General features: G+C 63.2%; 21 protein-coding genes and 1 pseudogene. 11 read left to right on the top strand and 11 right to left on the bottom strand.

Annotation, left to right across the window (positions count from 1 at the left end; genetic code table 11):
• Nucleotides 1–235 precede the first annotated feature (235 nt).
• The 6 genes from E3T27_RS04955 to xseA all read right to left on the bottom strand — a co-directional run bounded on the left by E3T27_RS04955 (nucleotide 236) and on the right by xseA (nucleotide 5,294).
• Nucleotides 236–691, bottom strand: a complete 456-nt coding sequence (locus tag E3T27_RS04955; RefSeq protein ID WP_104197481.1) for an SRPBCC family protein — start codon at nucleotides 689–691, stop codon at nucleotides 236–238.
• Nucleotides 692–1,030: 339 nt separating this feature from the next.
• Nucleotides 1,031–2,455 carry a class II fumarate hydratase gene (locus tag E3T27_RS04960; RefSeq protein WP_104197482.1) on the bottom strand — a complete coding sequence of 475 codons (1,425 nt, stop codon included), beginning with the start codon at nucleotides 2,453–2,455 and terminating at the stop codon, nucleotides 1,031–1,033.
• A gap of 58 nt (nucleotides 2,456–2,513) precedes the next feature.
• Nucleotides 2,514–3,164 carry a carbonic anhydrase gene (locus tag E3T27_RS04965; protein ID WP_134571801.1) on the bottom strand — a complete coding sequence of 217 codons (651 nt, stop codon included), beginning with the start codon at nucleotides 3,162–3,164 and terminating at the stop codon, nucleotides 2,514–2,516.
• On the bottom strand, nucleotides 3,161–3,814 hold the full coding sequence (locus E3T27_RS04970; RefSeq protein WP_166786105.1) for a DUF4245 domain-containing protein: 654 nt from the start codon (nucleotides 3,812–3,814) through the stop codon (nucleotides 3,161–3,163). The genes E3T27_RS04965 and E3T27_RS04970 overlap by 4 nt, the downstream gene beginning before the upstream one ends.
• Nucleotides 3,811–4,056, bottom strand: a complete 246-nt coding sequence (locus tag E3T27_RS04975; RefSeq protein WP_104197485.1) for an exodeoxyribonuclease VII small subunit — start codon at nucleotides 4,054–4,056, stop codon at nucleotides 3,811–3,813. The genes E3T27_RS04970 and E3T27_RS04975 overlap by 4 nt, the downstream gene beginning before the upstream one ends.
• Nucleotides 4,057–4,070: 14 nt before the next feature.
• Nucleotides 4,071–5,294: an exodeoxyribonuclease VII large subunit gene (gene xseA, locus E3T27_RS04980; protein WP_134571803.1), complete on the bottom strand. Its 1,224-nt coding sequence runs from the start codon at nucleotides 5,292–5,294 to the stop codon at nucleotides 4,071–4,073.
• Nucleotides 5,295–5,429: 135 nt separating this feature from the next.
• Here xseA and E3T27_RS04985 point away from each other — a divergent pair, with 135 nt between their 5' ends.
• Nucleotides 5,430–6,470, top strand: coding sequence for a 4-hydroxy-3-methylbut-2-enyl diphosphate reductase (locus E3T27_RS04985; RefSeq protein ID WP_104197747.1), 1,041 nt, complete (start codon nucleotides 5,430–5,432; stop codon nucleotides 6,468–6,470).
• 18 nt (nucleotides 6,471–6,488) lie between these two features.
• On the opposite strand, the gene E3T27_RS04990 is transcribed toward E3T27_RS04985, so the two are convergent.
• Together E3T27_RS04990 and fbaA are read right to left on the bottom strand one after the other, a co-directional pair.
• Nucleotides 6,489–7,109 carry a DUF6264 family protein gene (locus E3T27_RS04990; protein WP_134571804.1) on the bottom strand — a complete coding sequence of 207 codons (621 nt, stop codon included), beginning with the start codon at nucleotides 7,107–7,109 and terminating at the stop codon, nucleotides 6,489–6,491.
• 17 nt (nucleotides 7,110–7,126) lie between these two features.
• Nucleotides 7,127–8,152, bottom strand: coding sequence for a class II fructose-bisphosphate aldolase (gene fbaA, locus E3T27_RS04995; protein WP_104197488.1), 1,026 nt, complete (start codon nucleotides 8,150–8,152; stop codon nucleotides 7,127–7,129).
• Between the two features lie 208 nt (nucleotides 8,153–8,360).
• On the opposite strand from fbaA, the gene glpX reads away from it, so the two are divergent.
• Nucleotides 8,361–9,293 carry a class II fructose-bisphosphatase gene (gene glpX, locus E3T27_RS05000; protein WP_104197748.1) on the top strand — a complete coding sequence of 311 codons (933 nt, stop codon included), beginning with the start codon at nucleotides 8,361–8,363 and terminating at the stop codon, nucleotides 9,291–9,293.
• 119 nt (nucleotides 9,294–9,412) lie between these two features.
• Here glpX and E3T27_RS05005 read toward each other — a convergent pair whose 3' ends face one another.
• Complete coding sequence (locus tag E3T27_RS05005) at nucleotides 9,413–10,861, bottom strand: DNA recombination protein RmuC (RefSeq protein WP_104197489.1); 1,449 nt, start codon at nucleotides 10,859–10,861, stop codon at nucleotides 9,413–9,415.
• A gap of 74 nt (nucleotides 10,862–10,935) precedes the next feature.
• On the bottom strand, nucleotides 10,936–11,550 hold the full coding sequence (locus tag E3T27_RS05010) for an exonuclease domain-containing protein (RefSeq protein ID WP_104197490.1): 615 nt from the start codon (nucleotides 11,548–11,550) through the stop codon (nucleotides 10,936–10,938).
• A gap of 64 nt (nucleotides 11,551–11,614) precedes the next feature.
• On the opposite strand from E3T27_RS05010, the gene ychF reads away from it, so the two are divergent.
• From ychF to E3T27_RS17155, 6 genes and pseudogenes are all read left to right on the top strand, one after another.
• Nucleotides 11,615–12,688, top strand: a complete 1,074-nt coding sequence (gene ychF / locus E3T27_RS05015; protein WP_134571805.1) for a redox-regulated ATPase YchF — start codon at nucleotides 11,615–11,617, stop codon at nucleotides 12,686–12,688.
• 94 nt (nucleotides 12,689–12,782) lie between these two features.
• Nucleotides 12,783–12,974, top strand: a pseudogene (locus E3T27_RS16920) (HigA family addiction module antitoxin); the annotation flags it as partial.
• 76 nt (nucleotides 12,975–13,050) lie between these two features.
• Nucleotides 13,051–13,932, top strand: coding sequence for a hypothetical protein (locus E3T27_RS05025; RefSeq protein ID WP_092450349.1), 882 nt, complete (start codon nucleotides 13,051–13,053; stop codon nucleotides 13,930–13,932).
• 323 nt (nucleotides 13,933–14,255) lie between these two features.
• Nucleotides 14,256–14,645 (top strand): DMP19 family protein, encoded by a 390-nt coding sequence (locus tag E3T27_RS17300; RefSeq protein WP_420898042.1) that lies wholly within the window; start codon nucleotides 14,256–14,258, stop codon nucleotides 14,643–14,645.
• A gap of 170 nt (nucleotides 14,646–14,815) precedes the next feature.
• Complete coding sequence (locus E3T27_RS05035; RefSeq protein ID WP_134571808.1) at nucleotides 14,816–15,034, top strand: hypothetical protein; 219 nt, start codon at nucleotides 14,816–14,818, stop codon at nucleotides 15,032–15,034.
• A gap of 139 nt (nucleotides 15,035–15,173) precedes the next feature.
• Complete coding sequence (locus tag E3T27_RS17155) at nucleotides 15,174–15,305, top strand: hypothetical protein (RefSeq protein WP_255408770.1); 132 nt, start codon at nucleotides 15,174–15,176, stop codon at nucleotides 15,303–15,305.
• Nucleotides 15,306–15,340: 35 nt separating this feature from the next.
• Here the strand turns inward: E3T27_RS17155 and E3T27_RS05040 are convergent, their stop codons facing one another.
• Complete coding sequence (locus tag E3T27_RS05040) at nucleotides 15,341–16,288, bottom strand: SMP-30/gluconolactonase/LRE family protein (protein WP_134571809.1); 948 nt, start codon at nucleotides 16,286–16,288, stop codon at nucleotides 15,341–15,343.
• 431 nt (nucleotides 16,289–16,719) lie between these two features.
• Here E3T27_RS05040 and E3T27_RS05045 point away from each other — a divergent pair, with 431 nt between their 5' ends.
• The 3 genes from E3T27_RS05045 to E3T27_RS05055 all read left to right on the top strand — a co-directional run bounded on the left by E3T27_RS05045 (nucleotide 16,720) and on the right by E3T27_RS05055 (nucleotide 18,160).
• Entirely contained in the window at nucleotides 16,720–17,001 is a 282-nt protein-coding gene (locus E3T27_RS05045; protein ID WP_134571810.1) for a type II toxin-antitoxin system RelE/ParE family toxin, read from the top strand.
• The gene (locus E3T27_RS05050; RefSeq protein WP_104197498.1) at nucleotides 16,988–17,299 is read left to right on the top strand and encodes a HigA family addiction module antitoxin; all 312 of its coding nucleotides are present in this window, start codon (nucleotides 16,988–16,990) and stop codon (nucleotides 17,297–17,299) included. Before E3T27_RS05045 ends, E3T27_RS05050 begins: the two co-directional genes overlap by 14 nt.
• A gap of 186 nt (nucleotides 17,300–17,485) precedes the next feature.
• Complete coding sequence (locus E3T27_RS05055; protein WP_134571811.1) at nucleotides 17,486–18,160, top strand: SDR family NAD(P)-dependent oxidoreductase; 675 nt, start codon at nucleotides 17,486–17,488, stop codon at nucleotides 18,158–18,160.
• Nucleotides 18,161–18,379: the final 219 nt, after the last annotated feature.

Here is an 18,379-nt window from a genome sequence, read left to right on the forward strand (position 1 = left end):
GTGAACAGCTGCGAGGCGATCACGAGGGAGAACACGTTGTAGATGGTGTCGTACTGGGTCTGGGTTAGGGAGTCAGGTATCAAGATGTCCTCTACTGTCCACGAGCATTCGTTGAAATTACGGGGAACGAACCGAAAAAATGACTATCCAGGTTGCGTAGCATAATTTACTCTGACTACGCCAGTTTCCCGGCTAACGCCGCACGGACAATCCGGAGGTAGGCCTTCCGACCGTGTCAGGCCTCGACGTTTCCACGCCATCCGCCTTGGTCGGTTCCCTTCGCCTCGATGAATTCCTTAAAGTTGGCGAGGTCCTTCTTGATGGCGTGATTGTCCACACCGAGAATGGCTCCGGCCTTCTCAAGCAGCCCGGTGGCCTCCCAGTCGAGCTGAACCGTCACGCGAGTCTCGTTCACGGCTAACTTGTGGAACGTGACAACCCCCGCATGGTCGACTTCGCCGCCGGTGCTGTTCCAGGCAACGCGCTCGTCGGGGTGCTGCTCGGTTATCCGAGCCTCAAATGTGCGCTCCACGCCGCCGATTTTCACCTTCCACTCGGTGAGCGTGTCGGTCACCTGCGTGATGGATTCCACGAAAGCCAGGAACTTGGGAAATTCCTCGAATTTCGTCCACTGGTTGTAAGCGACGCTAACGGGAACATTGACGTCGACGGTCTCGATGGCGTTCGGCACGATAACCTCCTGAAGAGAATGGAACTGAAGAATTATTTTCTGCAATTTCCGTTCACAGTACTCAAGGCTGGCGCGAGGTCAACCCGGTGAGGGCATGAAAGTGCCGGTATACGAAAGCTCGACAGAGCGCACCTGTGGTCGTTGACGTTCAAGATAGGAAGGCGCGACGCGACCACGAGCGACATCCGCGAAACCGCCCAAGGCCGGTCACAACGAAAGATGCTGCAGCCGCTCTGCACCATTGCTGTACCCCGCTAAGAAACCGGGTCTTGGGCGCACGCTCGAAGCCGACACCTCTCATTTGCGAGGTGTCGGCTTCGAGTTGCGGGTGCTGCTGTACTACTTCTTTTGCGGCGGACGCGTCATGCTCAGCACGTCGAGCGCGGTGTCGAGCTCGGCGAGCGTCAGGTCGCCGCGTTCGACGTGGCCGAGGGCGATAACGGACTCACGCACGGTGAGGCCCTCAGCGACGGCCTTCTTGGCAACCTTCGCAGCGGCTTCATAGCCAATGACGCGGTTGAGCGGGGTGACGATCGACGGCGATTTCTCGGCCAGGGCGCGAGCGTGTTCGAGGTTGGCGACGAGGCCGTCGACGGTCTTGTCGGCGAGTACCCGGGTTGCGTTGGTCAGTAGACGGATCGACTCGAGCAGGGCGGTGCCCATGACCGGGATACCGACGTTGAGCTCGAACGAGCCCGAGGCACCCGACCAGGCGATGGTGGCATCGTTACCGATGACGCGGGAGCAGACCATGAGAACGGCCTCCGGAATGACCGGGTTGACTTTGCCGGGCATGATCGATGAGCCAGGCTGCAGGTCGGGGATGCTGATCTCGCCGAACCCGGTGTTGGGGCCGGATCCCATCCAGCGCAGGTCGTTGCAGATCTTGGTCAGCGAGACGGCGATGGTGCGCAGGGCGCCGGAAGCGTCGACCAGCCCGTCGCGGTTGGCTTGGGCTTCGAAATGATCACGCGCTTCGGTGATCGGCAGCTCGGTTTCCTGCACGAGCAATTCGATGACGAGCTGCGGGAAGCCGTACGGAGTATTGATGCCGGTGCCGACCGCGGTGCCGCCGAGGGGAACTTCGGCGACGCGGGGGAGTGCCGTGCGGATGCGCTCGATGCCGAGGCGCATCTGGCGGGCGTAGCCGCCGAACTCCTGGCCGAGGGTGACCGGGGTGGCATCCATCAGGTGGGTACGGCCGGCCTTGACGGCCTCTTTCCACAGTTCCGCTTTGGCCTCGAAGGAGACAGCGAGGTGGTCGAGCGAGGGGATGAGTTCGTCGATCAGGGCGCTCGTCACAGCGATGTGCACCGAAGTGGGGAACACATCGTTCGAGGACTGGCTCGCGTTGACATGGTCGTTCGGGTGCACCGAGCGGCCGAGGGCGCGGGTCGCGAGGGTTGCGAGGACCTCGTTCATGTTCATGTTCGAGGAGGTGCCGCTGCCGGTCTGGTACACATCGATCGGAAATTCGGTGTCGAACTGCCCGGTGATGACCTCGTCAGCGGCCGAGGCGATCGCGTCGGCGATGTCCGCATCGAGCACGCCGAGCTGGGCATTGGCGAGAGCCGCTGACTTCTTGATCCGGGCGAGAGCGGCGATCTGCGCGGACTCGAGTGTGGAGCCGGAGATGGGAAAGTTCTCGACGGCTCGCTGGGTTTGGGCACCGTAGAGAGCATCCGTTGGAACGCGGACCTCACCCATCGTGTCATGTTCGATCCGGTAGCCGGTTTGTGCGGAGGTGTCCACCACTGTGTGCATTCCCTTTCGGTGCTGTATGAGATTGTGCTGTGCGTAACGGGTACGCGGGTGGTCTGGTCTAAATGACGCCAACCACGATGTTGGGGTCGGCGTGCCCCTCGCGAAGAACGTAGTTCGCACCGACGATAGCCAATGTACCTTCTGCGATGGCCGCGCTGATCACCTCGGACTGCTCGAGCAGTTCGGTGACGGTGTCTTTGAGATGTTCCCGGCCCACGTTGCCGGCATCGATTTGGGTGGGGTCTATGAAAGCGGATATCGGCTGCCCGCTCACCCGACGCACTGCCGGAACGATCTTTTCGATAATGTGCGTGATGTGTGCGGGAAGGGCCGGGGCATCCTCTGCTTGAGAGTCGATGGCGGCGCGCACCGCACCGCACTCGTCGTGGCCGAGCACGAGGATCAGCGGAACGTGCAGCACGGCCACGGCATATTCCAGGGAACCGAGTACTGACCCTGAGATGATCTGGCCGGCATTGCGCACGACGAAGAGGTCGCCGAGGCCCTGGTCGAAGATGATTTCGGCGGCGAGGCGGGAGTCGCTGCAGCCGAACAGGGCGGCATGCGGGGTCTGCTGGCCGACCAGTTCGGCCCGCCGGTCGACGTCCTGGCGGTGCCGTGGGGAGCCAGCGACGAAGCGCACGTTGCCTTCGCGCAATTCGTTCCAGGCCTCAGCCGGAGAGGGGGTAGCCGTAGATGCGGGGTTCATGGGGCTCCATTCTTTGCCACATTGGCAGCTAACGCGGTGGCGAGGGTTTCGAAGTCGCCGGTGGGTGCCGTACCGATGAGTAGATAGGTGCTCGTGCCAGCGGTCGTCACAAGGGCATACTCGAAATTGCCCCGATCGGCGGCGGGGGCACTGTTGCGGTAGACGTCCCAGGTGACGCCCGCAATGCTGGCGGTGTCAACGACGGGGGAGTTGGGCAGTTTCTGGGCCAGCCAGGTGGGGTTCGCGTCGAAGGCCTGGTTGAAACCGATGAACTGGTTATCAGGTGTGAGTAATCCGATATACCAGGACGGTACCTGGCCGTTGGTGCCGGCCTGCCACTCAGCGTCGTTGGCGCTCCAGCCATCCGGCAGCTCCGGGCTGGCGAGGGGGTGATCAACGACCGGCTGTACCTGGGCGGCGATGCTCGCGTAGTCGACGTCGCGAGTGATCGGGTTGTCGTTGCGCGGCACCAGAAGCACGAGTACGAGCACGGCGCCCACCGTCACGAGCAGCGAGAGCACGAGATTGTTCACGGTCTTGTGCGAGCGATACTTGCGTGAATTCTCGGCGAGCCGGTCGGCGGTCTCCTGCGGAGTCTCCGGCCGACCGAGCTCGGCCACGATGCGCGGCGGTTTGGGAGCGCGGCTCATCTGGTGGGCGCGGCGTCTTCGGTCGTGGGCGCCGTGGCCGCGAGGCGGGCCGCGTCGAGTCTGGCTTTGGCGCCGATCAGCCATTCTTCGCAGCGGCGGGCGAGGGCTTCTCCGCGTTCCCATAGCGCCAGCGACTGCTCCAGGGTGCTCGAGCCCTGCTCGAGCTCGTTCACCACGCGAATGAGCTCGTCGCGGGCCTGTTCGTAGCTGAGATCACTGATGGCGGGGGCAGGCGAGGTCATGGCATCTAGTCTAATTATTTCGACGCAGCGCTGGGGACGCCCGCAATGGCGGCGACGGTTCCGTGGGCCAGGGTGAGCAATAGCTCGGTTCCGACCGGGGAATCATCGGCGCGGCGCAGTACGAGACCGCCAGGCAGTTGGGCAATCGCGTAACCACGGTCAAGGGTGCCCTGGGGCGACAGGGCGCGCAGCTGGGAGCGCAGTTCCACCACGGCGGCCTCGGCGCGCTCGAGAATGCGCCCGGTCAGTTCGGCGCCGCGTGCAACGTAGCGGGTGAGGTCTTCGCTGCGGGAGTCGATGATCCAGCGCGGGTCGACGAGCACCGGCCGACTGCGCAACTGCGAGATTCGGTCGATTTCCGACGAGAGGATGCCGGTGAGCCGGCTGCTGAGACGCGCCCGGGCCTGCTGCACCCGGTTCAGCTCGTCGCTGACGTCGGGAACGACGCGCTTGGCGGCATCCGTCGGGGTGGACGCTCGCAGGTCGGCCACCTCGTCGAGCAGCGGACGGTCGGCCTCGTGCCCGATCGCGCTCACCAGCGGCGTCACACAAGCGGCCGCAGCGCGCACCAGGCTCTCATCGCTGAAGGTGAGCAGGTTCTGAAAGTCGCCGCCGCCACGCGCGACGATGATCACATCGACCTCGGGATCAGCATCGAGACGCGCGATGGCACTGGTGACCTCGCCAACGGCGCGATCACCCTGCACGGCGGCGTGAGCAACCCGAAAGTTGACGGCCGGCCAGCGCAGCTGGGCGTTGCGAATGACGTCTTTCTCGGCGTCGGAATCTTTTCCGGTCACGAGGCCGATGCAGTGCGGCAGAAACGGCAGACGCTTTTTGCGGGAGGCATCGAACAGGCCCTCGCTGGCGAGCTGTTTGCGCAGCCGTTCCAGCCGCTCGAGCAGGTCACCGAGCCCGACGTGGCGCATTTCGAAGGCCTGCATAGTGAGTGTGCCGCCCTTGACCCAGAAGTTGGGCTTGACCAGCGCGACGACGCGGTCACCCGCTTTGAAGTCGGCGGTGAGTTTGGCACGCACAGACGACCAGATGGTGAAACTCACGGTGGCGTCTTCGGAGAGGTCCTTGAGCTTGCCGTAGACGTTGCCGCCGCTTGCACCCCACTGGGTGATCTCACCCTCGACCCAGACCATCCCGAGACGTTCGATGTAACCGCGAATCTTGCCCGAGAGCAGGGCGACCGGCCACGGTGCTTCCACGGTGGCGGGGGCATCCGTCATGCGGTTGTCCTGGGTGTTGTGGTGGCTGTGGGCACAGTCGGATCCTCCCAGATTTCTTCGTGCGTGCGTGCGTAGACTGAGGCGGTGAACACCAGCGCGCACACTACAAGCAAGCCTCCCGTTATCGGCCTGGGTATGCCGCGCATTCCCAGTGCTCGCAACAGACTCAAGGATACCCCGGTGGTCGGACAGAAGCGCGTGCTGCTCGCCGCCCCGCGCGGGTACTGTGCCGGGGTCGACCGTGCGGTCATCGCGGTCGAGAAGGCGCTCGAGCATTACGGCGCCCCGGTTTACGTGCGCAAGCAGATCGTGCACAACATCCACGTGGTCTCCGAACTCGAAAATCTGGGTGCGATCTTCGTCGACGAGGTCGATGAAGTGCCGCACGGCGCGCACATCGTCTTCAGCGCCCACGGCGTTTCACCGGCCGTCGTCAACGCGGCCGCCGCGCGCGGCCTGCAGGCCATCGACGCCACCTGCCCGCTCGTGACCAAGGTGCACCGCGAAGCCGTGCGCTTCGCCCGCGACGATTTTCAGATTTTGCTGATCGGCCACGAAGGCCACGAAGAGGTCGAGGGCACCGCCGGCGAGGCCCCCGAGCACACCACGCTGGTCGGCAGCCCGGAGGAAGCCGACACGGTCGTTGTGCGCGACCCGGACCGCGTCGTCTGGCTGTCGCAGACCACGCTGAGCGTCGACGAGACCATGGAGACCGTGCGCCGGTTGCGGGTGCGTTTTCCCAACCTGCAGGATCCGCCGAGCGACGACATCTGCTACGCCACCCAGAACCGTCAGGTCGCCATCAAGAAGGTCGCCCGCGACTCCGACCTGGTGATCGTAGTCGGTTCCGCGAACTCCTCCAACTCGGTGCGCCTGGTCGAGGTGGCCCTGGAATACGGTGCCAAGGCCGCGTACCGCGTCGACTTCGCAAGCGAGGTCAAACAGGAGTGGCTCGATAATGCGGTGACCGTGGGGGTGACGAGTGGGGCATCCGTTCCCGAAGAACTGGTTGTCGAACTGCTCGAAGCGCTCGCCGATGCCGGTTACAGCGACGTCGAGCAGGTCAAGACCGCGCAGGAAGACCTCATCTTCTCGCTGCCCAAAGAACTGCGTAAAGACCTCTCCGGCGAGACGGATACCCGTGCCTTCGGCGGTCGCGCCGCCCCGGCCGAGTAGGCGACCGAGGCGCGCGAGCTACTGCTGGCTCAGAAAGTTGATGAGCGTCTGGTCGCCGAGCATAGCGGCGAGCATGAAGGAGAACAGCACAACGGTCGAGACGGCGCCCCCGATGATCGGCACGTAGAACGCTCGACGGTGTCTCAGGAGCAGGCCAATCGACACCGCCGTGGTAGCCAGCCAGACGAAGACTACGGTGACGGCCCCGACCGTAGTCAACGGGCCAATGTTGGCGGTGGGCGTGTAGGTTCCCAGCCCCTGCTGGGTGTAGATCAACTGCATGGCGTCAGGGAGCGCGCCGAGTGAAAACGCGCCGTACAGGGTGGCCAGCAGTCCGAACGCCAGCAGCCCGATAGTCAACGGCCGGTCCCAGCGTGGCGCGGTGCGCTTGGCTGGCCAGGATGGTTGGCCTCGCTGGTACTGCTTATGCGGTTCTGACGGAGCCGCCGGAATGATCGGCTGGTTCGCGCGTGGCGGCCCGCCTGCTCCCGCCCCGACAATGGGGGCGGGAGCAGGTTCAACCCCGACTTCTCCTTGCGGCGGCTGCCAGGTCCAGCCCTCAGGGGCGAGTTCGCCGTACTGGGGCCGTGGGCGTGGGTCTTTCGCGGGGGGTGGAACGAAATCCGGGTTCTCTGACATTGCTCTAACTGCGTGCTCTAACTGTTTGAGTGCCCGGCTGAGCCGAGCTGGCGGGTGGCATCGACAACGCGAGCGGCCATGGCCGACTCGGCCACCTTGCCCCACGCGCGCGGGTCGTAAACTTTTTTGTTGCCGACTTCGCCGTCGACCTTGATCACGCTGTCGTAGTTCTTGAGCATGTAGTCGGCGATCGAGCGGGTGAAGGCGTACTGGGTGTCGGTGTCGATGTTCATCTTCACGACACCATTGGCGACGGCTTCGGCGATTTCCGCATCGGTCGAGCCGGAGCCGCCGTGAAAGACGAGGTCGAGCGGCAGAGCGGCGAGCCCGAACTTGGCGGAGAGACCGGTCTGGATCTCCTTGAGCAGTTCCGGGCGCAGCTTCACGTTGCCAGGCTTGTAGACGCCATGCACATTGCCGAAGGTGAGGGCGGCCATGTATCGGCCCTGCTCGCCGAGGCCGAGAGCCTCGACCAATTTGATTGCGTCGTCAAGGGTCGTGTACAGGTTCTCGTTCACGTCGGCCTGGACGCCGTCTTCTTCACCGCCGACGGCGCCGATCTCAACTTCGAGGATGGCGTTGATCGCGCGGGTGCGCTTCAGAATGTCCGTGGCGATGTCAAGGTTCTTGTCGAGTGCGATGGCTGAACCGTCCCACATGTGCGACTGGAAGATGGGTTTGCCGCCATCGGCGACCGCAGACTCCGAAGCTTCGATGAGCGGGATGACGAAGTCGCCGAGAGCGCTCTCTGGACAGTGATCGGTGTGCAGCGCGACGGTGATCGGGTAGTTGTCAGCGACCGAGTGCGCAAAGCGGGCGAACGCGAGTGCGCCAGAGGCCCGGTTCTTCACGGTGTGCCCGGCGAAGTAATCGGCTCCACCAGTGGTGACCTGAATGATGCCGTCGGATCCGGCCTCGGTCAGGCCCTGGAGAACGGCGTTGATGCTCTGAGATGAGGACACGTTGAACGCGGGGTAGGCGAACCCGCCGGTCTTCGCTGTGTCGAGCATTGCGGCGTACTGGTCGGGGGTTGCGATAGGCATTGCTTCTCCTCGAAAATGTGCGGGGGTGTGACCCGAGTCTAGCGATGCCCGGTTCGGCGTGGTCCCTCGCGATAGGGTGACTCGGGCGGACAATCAGCGCGACCCGCCGCGCATCCGTCGTAATCGAAGTCGAACTTACGTCCGGGAGGACCTTTTGAACAGCACCGAGACCGCCACTCTGTTTCAACACCCCGACCGTAACCTCGCTATGGAGCTCGTGCGCGCCACCGAGGCCGCAGCGATCCGTGCCGTACCCTTCATCGGCCGCGGCGACAAGAACGCCGCCGACAAGGCCGCCGTCGACGCTATGCGCGTCTTCCTGGGTACCGTCAACTTCGACGGCCTCATTGTTATCGGTGAGGGTGAAAAAGACGAAGCCCCCATGCTCTTCAATGGGGAGCACGTCGGCAACGGCCGTGGCCCCGCCTGCGATATCGCGGTGGACCCGATTGACGGCACGAGCCTCACGGCCGCCGGCCGCCAGAACGCGGTCTCCGTCATCGCAGTGTCGGACCGCGGCACCATGCTCGACGCCTCTTCCATCTTCTACATGGACAAGATCGTCACCGGTGCGGCCGGTCGCGGCGTCGTCAGCCTGGACCAGCCGATCGCCGATAACATTCGCGATCTGGCGCAGGCTATGAAAAAGCCGGTCGGTGAAATGACGATCGCCGTGCTCGACCGTCCGCGCCACGCTGGCTTGATCGAAGCCATTCGCAGTGCCGGCGCTGGCACGCGTCTCATGCTCGACGGCGATGTCGCAGGCGGAATCAATGCCGCCCGCTACGAGACCCGGATCGACATGTGCGTCGGTATCGGCGGAAGCCCGGAAGGCATCACCACGGCCTGCGCGCTGAAGGCGCTCGGCGGTTATATGCAGGGTCGTCTCGCCCCGAAGGACGACGCTGAGCGTGCCCGTGGCGTCGCGGCCGGGCTCGACATCGATAAGTTGCTGGAGATCGAGGACATGGTCAGCGGTGACAATACGTTCTTCGTGGCGACCGGTGTGACCGACGGCGGCCTGGTCGACGGCGTGCGTCGTAAAGGCCCGATGATTCGCACCGAAAGCATCGTGCTGCGCTCGCGTTCAGGCACGGCTCGTCGCGTCATCGCCGAGCACCTCGCCGAGAAGTGGCTGTAAGCACTTCAACCGGCTTCTCGGGCCTCACCGAAACTGCACGCCTCGGATCTGTTCGTTCAGATGCGAGGCGTGCAGTTTCGTGAGTAGCCTGCACGGGGCATGGCAGTGCGGAAACCGACCTACGCGGGTACCTCGGAATCAGATTCGTCGACGTCAGCGAGACGTCGATTGATCACGCTGTGTTTAGCCTCGTTCAAGTCAGCGCCGTTCAAGTCAGCGCCGTCCAATCGCGGTGGAAGGTCCAGCGTGTCGCGTTCGGATGCTGGCGCCTCCAACTCGGGCGCAGTCAGTTTGCGCGGGGAATCGTGGATGACGGTGGGTTCGGTGAGCAGCCCGATCTTGGTCTGGTCGATCCCGGGAAACTGCCGGGCGGTCACGAGCACCCGGGATTCGAGCGAGTTGGCGAACTTGTTGTAGCTGTCCACCGTGCGCTCCAGCGCTTTGCGCAGCGACTCGGCATGGCCTGACAACGCACCGAGCCGCTGGTACAGGGCATTGCCAAGGTCGAAGAGTTTCTGCGCCTCGTCGGTCACCGCCTGTTGCTGCCAGGTGAAAGCCACCGTCTTCAGCACCGCCCACAGATTCACCGGCGACGCCAGGGCCACTCGTTTACTGAACGAGTAATCCAGAATTGACGGGTCGGCCTCGAGCGCCGCCGACAGCAGGGACTCGCTGGGTATAAATGCGATCACGAACTCTGGGCTGGCATCGAAACCTTCCCAGTAGGTCTTCTTGGCAAGCGCGTCGATGTGCATGCGCACAGCTTTCACGTGCTTGTCGATCAGCAACTTGCGGCGGGCGCCTTCCTCGCCGGTGGCCGTGTAGGGAATGGTGCTCGCCTCGATGTAGTGCTCGAGGGGAACCTTGGCGTCGATGGCGATCGACTTGTTGCCGGGCAGGCGCACGACCATGTCGGGCCGGCCGAGCCCGGCATCTGTCGAGATGTTGGTCTGCGTGTTGAAATCCACGTACTGGGCGAGGCCGGCGGCTTCGACCACGCGCCGCAGTTGGGTCTCTCCCCACACACCGCGGGTGCTGTTGGAACGCAGAGCGCTCGCAAGCGATTCGGTGGTCACCCGCAACTGTTGGTCAGAAATCTGGGCTTGCTTGAGTTGCTCCGAGAGTGATCCGTACTGTTCACTGCGCTGGGTTTCGAGCTCGGTGACTTTTTCCTGCATGGTGCGCAGGGTTTCGCGCACGGGGCTGAGGGCTTCGAGTACGAGGTGTTCGCGTTTCTCCCGCTCGGACTGCAGTTGCTGGTCAGAACGCTGCCGTTGGCCGGTTTCGCGCGCCGTGGCCCGGTCGTGCTCAATCTGCGCAGAGAGTCCGTCGACGGTGGCAAGGGCGGCCGACAGCTCACTCTGCAGTGCGGCGCGAACGGTGGCCTCACTTGCCCGAGCGTCGGCGAGGGCCACCTGATGGCGTGCCTCAAGCACAGCGGGATCGACAACGAGCGAGTCGTGGCCGGTAGTGCCCGCGCCGCGCCGTTGTACGAACACCAGCGTGAGCAGGGCGCCCAACGCGGCGCCGATGACGAGACCGACAATCAAACTCAGCATTGGTTCCATGCTTGAAGTCTGCCAGCGCCCACCGACATCGTCGAAATGACACTCGGATCGGGCGAATTGCTGACGCAGCCTGACTAGCTGAGCGCCATCGGACCGTGCGTCGATGCGTGTTCCCGGGTGGCCACCGGCCCAATAACGCCGACTTTGACCCGGGTCACGTGGGCGAGCTGCTCAAGTGTGTCAACTTCGTGGCGCCCAGCTGCGTGAATCATGATGGCCGCACATGCCTCGGCGTCGGCGAGCGCATTGTGGTGCGAGAAGTCCTCAAAACCGGCCGCCATGGCCGCCACCGGTAGCCGATACGACTCCAGATGATAGGTGCGGCGGGCCACCTGCAGGCTGCAGACATAGCGAAAGTCGGGCACCGGCTGGCCTGTCACGAGCGATGCCGTCTTGATCACGCCGAGGTCGAACCCGGCGTTGTGGGCCACGAGGTCGTCGCCGTCGACGAAGGCGACCAGCTGCGGAAGCTGCTCGGCCCAGGTGGCTGCACCCACGACATCCGCTGCGGTGATGCCGTGAATACGAGTGTTCCACTCGGAGAATTCATCGTGACCGGGAGGCGGGGCAATGAGCCAGTAGGCCGAATCGACGACCACGCCATGACGAACTTTCACCATTCCGACGGAGCACGCCGAGGCGCCAGAGGAGTTGGCGGTTTCGAAATCGATCGCGGTAAAATTCAGCACACCTTATGCTCTCACGGGCCACCGACAGAGCCCGTGTCCCGAGCTGCCGGTAGAATAATCTCTCGTGGCTCTTACTATTGCAATCGTCGGACTCCCCAATGTGGGCAAGTCCACCCTCTTCAACGCCCTGACCAAGAACAACGTGCTCGCTGCGAACTACCCGTTCGCAACCATTGAGCCCAACGTTGGAATCGTGAACCTGCCCGATTCGCGCCTGGCCGACCTGGCAACCATTTATGGCAGCAAGGCCTTGCTGCCGGCACCGGTGTCGTTCGTCGACATTGCCGGCATCGTTCGTGGTGCGAGCGAGGGGGAGGGCCTCGGCAACAAGTTCCTCGCCAACATTCGCGAAGCGGATGCCATCGCCCAGGTTATCCGCGGATTCGCCGACCCCGACGTGGTGCACGTCGACGGCAAAGTCAACCCGGCCGGCGATATGGAAACCATCAACACCGAGCTGATCCTCGCCGACCTGCAGACCCTCGAGAAGGCCGTGCTGCGCTTCGAGAAAGAGGTCAAGGGCCGCAAGATGGCGCCGCTCGTTCTGGAAACCGCGCTCAAGGCGCAGGCGATCCTCGACGGTGGCCAGCCGCTGTCCTCGGCGACGCTCGATATCGAGCCGATTCGCGAGCTTGGCCTGCTGACCGCGAAGCCGTTCATCTATGTCTTCAACGTGGATGAGGCCGTATTGCAGGACCAGGCCAGGCTCGACACCCTCGCCGCGCTCGTCGCTCCCGCGAACGCCGTCTTCCTCGACGCCAAGCTCGAAAGTGAGCTGAGCGAACTTGATGCTGAAGACGCCGCCGAGATGCTTGCCTCGACCGGTCAGGCCGAGAGCGGCCTCGACCAGCTCGCCCGGATCGGCTTCGACACACTCGGCCTGCAGACCTACCTCACGGCTGGCCCCAAAGAGTGCCGCGCCTGGACCATCCACAAGGGCTGGACCGCGCCGCAGGCCGCCGGAGTCATCCACACCGACTTCCAGAAGGGCTTCATCAAGGCGGAGATCTTCTCCTTCGAAGACCTCATGGCCGCCGGTTCGATTGCTGAAGCCCGTTCCAAGGGCAAGGCACGCATCGAGGGCAAGGAATACGTCATGCAGGACGGCGACGTGGTCGAATTTAGGTTTAACGTCTAATCAGGCCGGCCAAGGCCGCTTCTTGCAGGTCGAGGAGGTCCGCGAGAGCCTTTTCTGATGGTCGAGGAGGCCCGCGAGGGTCGTCTCGAGCGCGGTGTCCGTCGGTGTGCCGCCTCGCCGCATCAACGAGGTCGTGCACGGCCAGCGTCGAATCACCGCGAACACGGCTCTTTGCCTGGCCAGGTACTTCGGCACCTCGGCGCAATTCTGGTTGACGTTGCAGGACCGGCATGACCGCGATGTTGCCGAGGATCGCATGGCTGAGCAGATTGCGGCAATCACTCCGCGCCGCCCGCGGGACAAAGACCCTTCTTTCGAGGCACGGCGAACCTGGTGGGCGGCGAGCGGACTAGCATTCGGTTATGCTCACGGTCGACTCGCTCAGGAACCTCCTCGCAACGGGCCGTTCGGGTGACCTTGCGGCCCGACTCGCTTCCGTTGAGCCGTACGAGCGCCGCGCGGCGTGCAAGCCCCTGGTTGGTCAGGCCAAGGCCATCCTGTGCGCGAGTTCAGCATCGACGGTGACTTCGTGGCTTCGCGATCTGCGAGCAGACTATCCCGGGGGGTACGCGCAATTCGTTGACGCCTGGACAGGGCCATTGGAACTAGGGCACTGGGATGCGGCGACCACCGTCCTGCTGGCCTCCAAAGTGCCCGCTCAGGCCGCGAAAGTCTGGCCGATACCAGAGGACCGTTCGTTTGCGCAGTGGGTGTACCCGGCCTTGTTCCCCAACGACCTCATCGCGTTCGTCGATCAATGGTCTTCGGATTTCGCAGCGAATCCCAAGAACTGGGACCGTAACCGGGGTCGGGCCGTGATGTATGAGTGGATTGAAGAAGGTCTCGTCGAGGCACCACATCATGATGGAGCTGTCTTGATGCTGATCAGCGGTTGGGCTGACAGGCCGGGGAAGCCGCTTTTGTACTGGCTGCTTGCGAGACCGAAAGTCACCAGGGTGCTCTTCGCTCGTCTCTTCACGACGCGTGGCATCAAAGGTGCTTCTTTGAGGCAGAGCGACCGGAGTGATGTCAACGATCCACTTCGAACAGTGGTCGTGCCCGGGCTCGTGGAGGCTGGAGTGTGGAGTCGGAGCTTCGTCGTTCAAGGCGTCGAGTCAGCCTTGAGAAGTGATCTGCCCGCCTACCAGCGCCGCTGGTTCGTTCAGCTCGGTGCAGACCTGGGTCTGCCGGCGGCGGGGACGACCGCACTCGCTCGCTCACCCGGTTCAGGGGTTGTTCTGTAACGTAACGTGGTGGAGTTCCGGTTCAACGTGTAGCCGCAGCCGTCTTGGGTTGCACCCAAGGCCCGGATGAATATCTGGGACGGAGTGCTGACTCGCGTCTGGACCCAGGCGCGAGAGTTCTGGACGTGAGGCGACGTCAGGTCGTACGGTAGTCCTCACCTGGCCAGATCGGCCTGCAACAGGGCGTCCTTTTGCCTTGTTCTCTCCAACGAGGCAAAGGCTTAGGTGTCTCATTGTTCGGATTCCGCAAGAAGGCGCCGGTTCACAGTGTCTGGGACTTCCATTTTGAGGTGTCGGACGGGGATCGTGACCGGCTGATGCCGATGGAGCGACAATTATTGGCTATCTGTGACCTTCGTCAAGAGGTGCAATCTGGTGGGTTCGACTCGTACTTCCGGTACTGGGGTGGTGACACTGCTCCGCTAGCTCGGAGTGCGATCGGTCATCTGCTGGGGCGACCGTGGGCCGACCTTCTCGCAGAGGCGATGAGCATCTTCGGAGAGGTTTACCCTCTCGACTGCGACTCGCGAACGGAGCAGCTCGAGGTGCTTGACGCAGACGCGACGCTGAACGAATTCGATACCCGCCTGTACGACCTCGAACCGCAGCAGGATTCGGACGCGCTCCTGACTGCTGCGTTGAACACCGCGCGAACACGACCGCGATCAGGTAGGTCCTTCGCTACAAGGCAAAGCACCTCTTTTCCGAGTTAGCGCTTCGTGGGAGCTGTGCTGATTCCCGTGGGGGCCACCCACTGGGGCGTTGAATGAGAATCGTGCGCACCCGAGGTCACCCGCTGGTCGCGCAACTGGCGCACCTGTAATCGACGAGAACTGTCGGTGTTAAGCCTGGGAACGGCTACGCGCGACAGCGCCTCACTGCGGTGAAGCGTAGGTTCGTCTACGACCGCGAAATCATTCAGGCGCTCGACGGTCTGGGAGGCTTCTTCCCTGATGTTGCGAGCACGGAACCCTGGACCGAGCTGGGTGATGTTGATGTGGTGTTCCTCGACAAGCACGGCGAGGTGCTCGGAGCGACAGTGACGCATGAAGGAATGGTCATCACACCGGACGATGACGAGCGCCTCGATCGCCAGGCGTGAGGTTGCTTTGTCACGGAATCCGGTGGAGTTCCGCTTCAACGTGTAGAGAGCATGCCTTTGGCGGCAAGAAAGATACGGTCGGGGTACCGATTCTGATTGTGGTGCCGCATCCCCTCCAAACGACGTGGTAGGTGTCAGAGTGAAGACGGGTCCGCGTGGTCGGGCCGGGATCGAGTCGATTCTGACGCAGAGCGGAGTTCCCGTCGGGGTAGCGGCGTTCATCGGCCGTGACCGCGCCAAGGTGGCGGGACTGCCACCTCTGGGTTCGTGACCTAAACGCTGGGGATGTGCGTCTGCAGGCGGTGGTCACCGATCGATGCGCACCACCGAGTAGGGAGTGTCGGGTGTCGGGGGAGTGCCGAAGCGGGCGTTCGGGAGGTAGAGCCCGTTGCCAAACCTCGCAATCGTCGTGGGCACCTGAAAGTCGGGGTCCGTGTACCGGTCGATGAGTTCGCCGCTGGTCCCGGCTGCATTGAGGCGGATCACGGCGACGGTGTTCAACTGATTCTGCACGACGTACAGGGTGCGCCCGACGACGAGCAGCCCGTCACCGTTGGGGAGCAGGAGCCCACCCAGATCAACGACCGCGGCGGCGCCGGTCTCGGGGTCGACGCGGAACAGAATGCCCGTGGACGACTGGATGACCAGGAGCGCTTGATGGTTGGGGGTCTCCGCGATACCGTTCGCGTTGAAGCCCGGCTGCTGCATCCAGCTGCCCGACAGGGGAACGACTTCGATCGCATCCGCTCCAGGAAGCGCGCCGCCCGGTCCGAGGGGGAGCTTATAGAGTTGCGCTTGCTGGCTGTCGGTGAACCATGCGGCGTCGCGAGTCAGAACGACGTCGTTCACGAACGTTGGCGCACCGGTGAGGGCGTAGCTCTGCAGGAGGTTACCCGTGGCGGCATCCACGACCCGCGCCTGGCCAGTGGGCCCGCCCGCGATGAAAAGCCGACCGCGATTGTCGATCTTCAGACCGACCGACGGAGTGCCCGGGCCCTCGAGGGTTCTGATCTCCTCGCCGGTGCGCACGTCGAAGACGTAGACGTCGCCGTCGGCGAGTGAGCCGACGTAGGCAGTGCCGCGCGGGCCGATCGCGATTCCCTCGGGCTGGAATCCGTCGGGAAGCGCGATAACATCCTCGACATGACCGGGCCGTGGCTGCGGTGCGGCGTGGACTGCTGGTATCCCTGAAACAAGGAAGAGAGCACCCAATGCGGCGGCGGACAGTGTGCGTGCGACGATGCGACTGGTCATGGCGACAACAGTAGTCCGGCTCGGGCGCTGCCAATAGCCCTGATCGGCCTCGGGCGAAAATCACCGGGCCGGTCGTTGCTGCTCTCTCTCGTCAATTGTCGATTCGTGAGGTCACAGGAGACCACCGTCGCGCCTGATCGTTCGTATCGATGAGAGGAAGGAACAATCGCAGCATAGGACGAGTGGTCTATCGATCCGCAACCAGATCGCGTTCCAGAGTGATGTCGCTCATTCTCATTCTCGTTCCGGCTCCCGGTTGGGCCCAAAATCGACGCAATTTCACCGGCCGAGGCTGAAGGCTACCGTGCCGCTGAGGCCATGGCTGTGCCTCGGCAAGCGATTTCTGTCGTCACGGTGCCTGGTGACGCAATCCGGTGGAGTTCCACTTTAACGTCTAGCGTTATTGACGCGATGCGTTATACACTGCTCCTGTGATCAAGTCGTTCGGCAACGCTGCGACTGAGCGGCTGTGGCGTCGTGATCGTGTGCCGTCGCTGGATCCACGGATTGAACGGGTAGCGCTCAGAAAGCTGAGGCAGTTGAGTGCGGCAGAAGTGCTCGACGACTTGCGCGGACCACCGGGCAACCGGCTTGAGCGGCTCAAGGGCGACCGAGCCGGCCAACACAGCATCAGGATCAACGACCAGTGGCGGATCTGCTTCGTGTGGACCGACGCTGGCTCAGAGGAGGTAGAGATCATTGACTATCACTGACAAGAGTGACAAACTCGCGCCGATTCACCCAGGCGAGGTTCTCATGGAGGACTTCATTGAGGCGCTCGGCATCACCCAGAACAAGCTTTCCGTATCGATTCGTGTTCCGCCGCGACGGATCAACGAGATCGTCCACGGAAAGCGCGGTATCTCGGCCGATACCGCCCTGCGCTTGGCCAAGTACTTCGGAACATCAGCGCAGTTCTGGCTCAACCTGCAGTCGCAGTTCGACCTCGATGTCGCTGAAGACCGTGCGGCAGAAGAAATCAACGCCATCACCCCGCTCCGCGTCGCCTAACTTGTCGCATTGCCCTGCAGTGGCGCAATCGCTCGCGCACGCCATAAATTTGAGGGTCACATGCTCTAGGTACCGGCGATGTTCAGATGTCTCTGAACGACTGAATCCCGTGGAGTTCAAATTCAACGTTTAGACTGAACCCTTTCGCGTTAATCATCACAGCAGCATCAATCGAAGGAGACCATCGTGCCTGTCATCGCCATCATCGGAGCCGGACCGGGACTCGGAGCAGCAGTTGCGCGCAGGTTCGGCAGCGAAGGCTATTCAATTGCTCTGATCGCCAGGAACCAGTCGAAACTAGACGCTATGGCTGCCGAGCTCACCGCTGCCGGCTATACCGCGAGTGCCTACGCTGCGGACGTCCGCACGCCGGCGTCGCTCGAAGCGGCTCTTGGGAACGCCGCGGCAGAGCTCGGGCCCATCACCGCCCTGCAATATAGCCCGCTTCCGTCACGCGACTACCTCAAGCCGGTGCTTGAGATGACGCCCGAGCTGGCCTTAGAGGCACTGCAGTTCTCGGCTCTCGGGCTCATCCACGCGGCGCGAGCAGTGCTTCCAGCGATGCGGCAGGCAGGTAGCGGCAGCATCATCATGATCAACGGCGGAACCTCGGTCAAGGCCCGCGCCGGCTACGCCGGCACATCGGTCGCTTTTCCGGCGGAGAGCGCCTACGGCGAGATGCTCCACGAAGCCCTCGGGGATGAGGGTATCCGGGTCAACCAACTGGTGATTCCCGGCGGCATCCCACAGCTTCAGCTTGCCAACGGCATCGACGGGGTCGCCGATCGCATCTGGGACCTCCACACCGTGGCCGGTCCGTTCCGGACCATGCTCATCCCCCTTGAGGACGGTCGGGAGTAGGGCGGAGGCTGCCCTCGCTCTCAACTGGATTAAAGGGCGAGAGCACAGTCAGTTATCTGTCGGTGATCGGTGCCGAAACATGGTGAAGTTCCGCGTCAACGTGTAGCCCGCTCTGAGTTGGGCATGACAACGTTCGAGAGCTATCCGGCCGACTTGGTGTAGGAAGTGGGACACATCGTCATGTCGGCGGCGTGGGTCGAGGACGAGGCTGGTGAGGTG

It is taken from the genome of Cryobacterium lyxosi (assembly GCF_004403345.1).
Lineage (GTDB): Bacteria > Actinomycetota > Actinomycetes > Actinomycetales > Microbacteriaceae > Cryobacterium > Cryobacterium lyxosi.

Excerpts from the sequence above, each read along its gene's own strand:
- E3T27_RS04960 (WP_104197482.1), bottom strand. The coding sequence starts at position 2,455 with ATGCACACAGTGGTGGACACCTCCGCACAAACCGGCTACCGGATCGAA.
- E3T27_RS04965 (WP_134571801.1), bottom strand. The coding sequence starts at position 3,164 with ATGAACCCCGCATCTACGGCTACCCCCTCTCCGGCTGAGGCCTGGAAC.
- E3T27_RS04970 (WP_166786105.1), bottom strand. The coding sequence starts at position 3,814 with ATGAGCCGCGCTCCCAAACCGCCGCGCATCGTGGCCGAGCTCGGTCGG.
- E3T27_RS04975 (WP_104197485.1), bottom strand. The coding sequence starts at position 4,056 with ATGACCTCGCCTGCCCCCGCCATCAGTGATCTCAGCTACGAACAGGCC.
- xseA (WP_134571803.1), bottom strand. The coding sequence starts at position 5,294 with ATGACGGATGCCCCCGCCACCGTGGAAGCACCGTGGCCGGTCGCCCTG.
- E3T27_RS04985 (WP_104197747.1), top strand. The coding sequence starts at position 5,430 with ATGCCGCGCATTCCCAGTGCTCGCAACAGACTCAAGGATACCCCGGTG.
- E3T27_RS04990 (WP_134571804.1), bottom strand. The coding sequence starts at position 7,109 with ATGTCAGAGAACCCGGATTTCGTTCCACCCCCCGCGAAAGACCCACGC.
- fbaA (WP_104197488.1), bottom strand. The coding sequence starts at position 8,152 with ATGCCTATCGCAACCCCCGACCAGTACGCCGCAATGCTCGACACAGCG.
- glpX (WP_104197748.1), top strand. The coding sequence starts at position 8,361 with ATGGAGCTCGTGCGCGCCACCGAGGCCGCAGCGATCCGTGCCGTACCC.
- E3T27_RS05005 (WP_104197489.1), bottom strand. The coding sequence starts at position 10,861 with ATGGAACCAATGCTGAGTTTGATTGTCGGTCTCGTCATCGGCGCCGCG.
- E3T27_RS05025 (WP_092450349.1), top strand. The coding sequence starts at position 13,051 with ATGCTCACGGTCGACTCGCTCAGGAACCTCCTCGCAACGGGCCGTTCG.
- E3T27_RS17300 (WP_420898042.1), top strand. The coding sequence starts at position 14,256 with ATGGAGCGACAATTATTGGCTATCTGTGACCTTCGTCAAGAGGTGCAA.
- E3T27_RS05040 (WP_134571809.1), bottom strand. The coding sequence starts at position 16,288 with ATGACCAGTCGCATCGTCGCACGCACACTGTCCGCCGCCGCATTGGGT.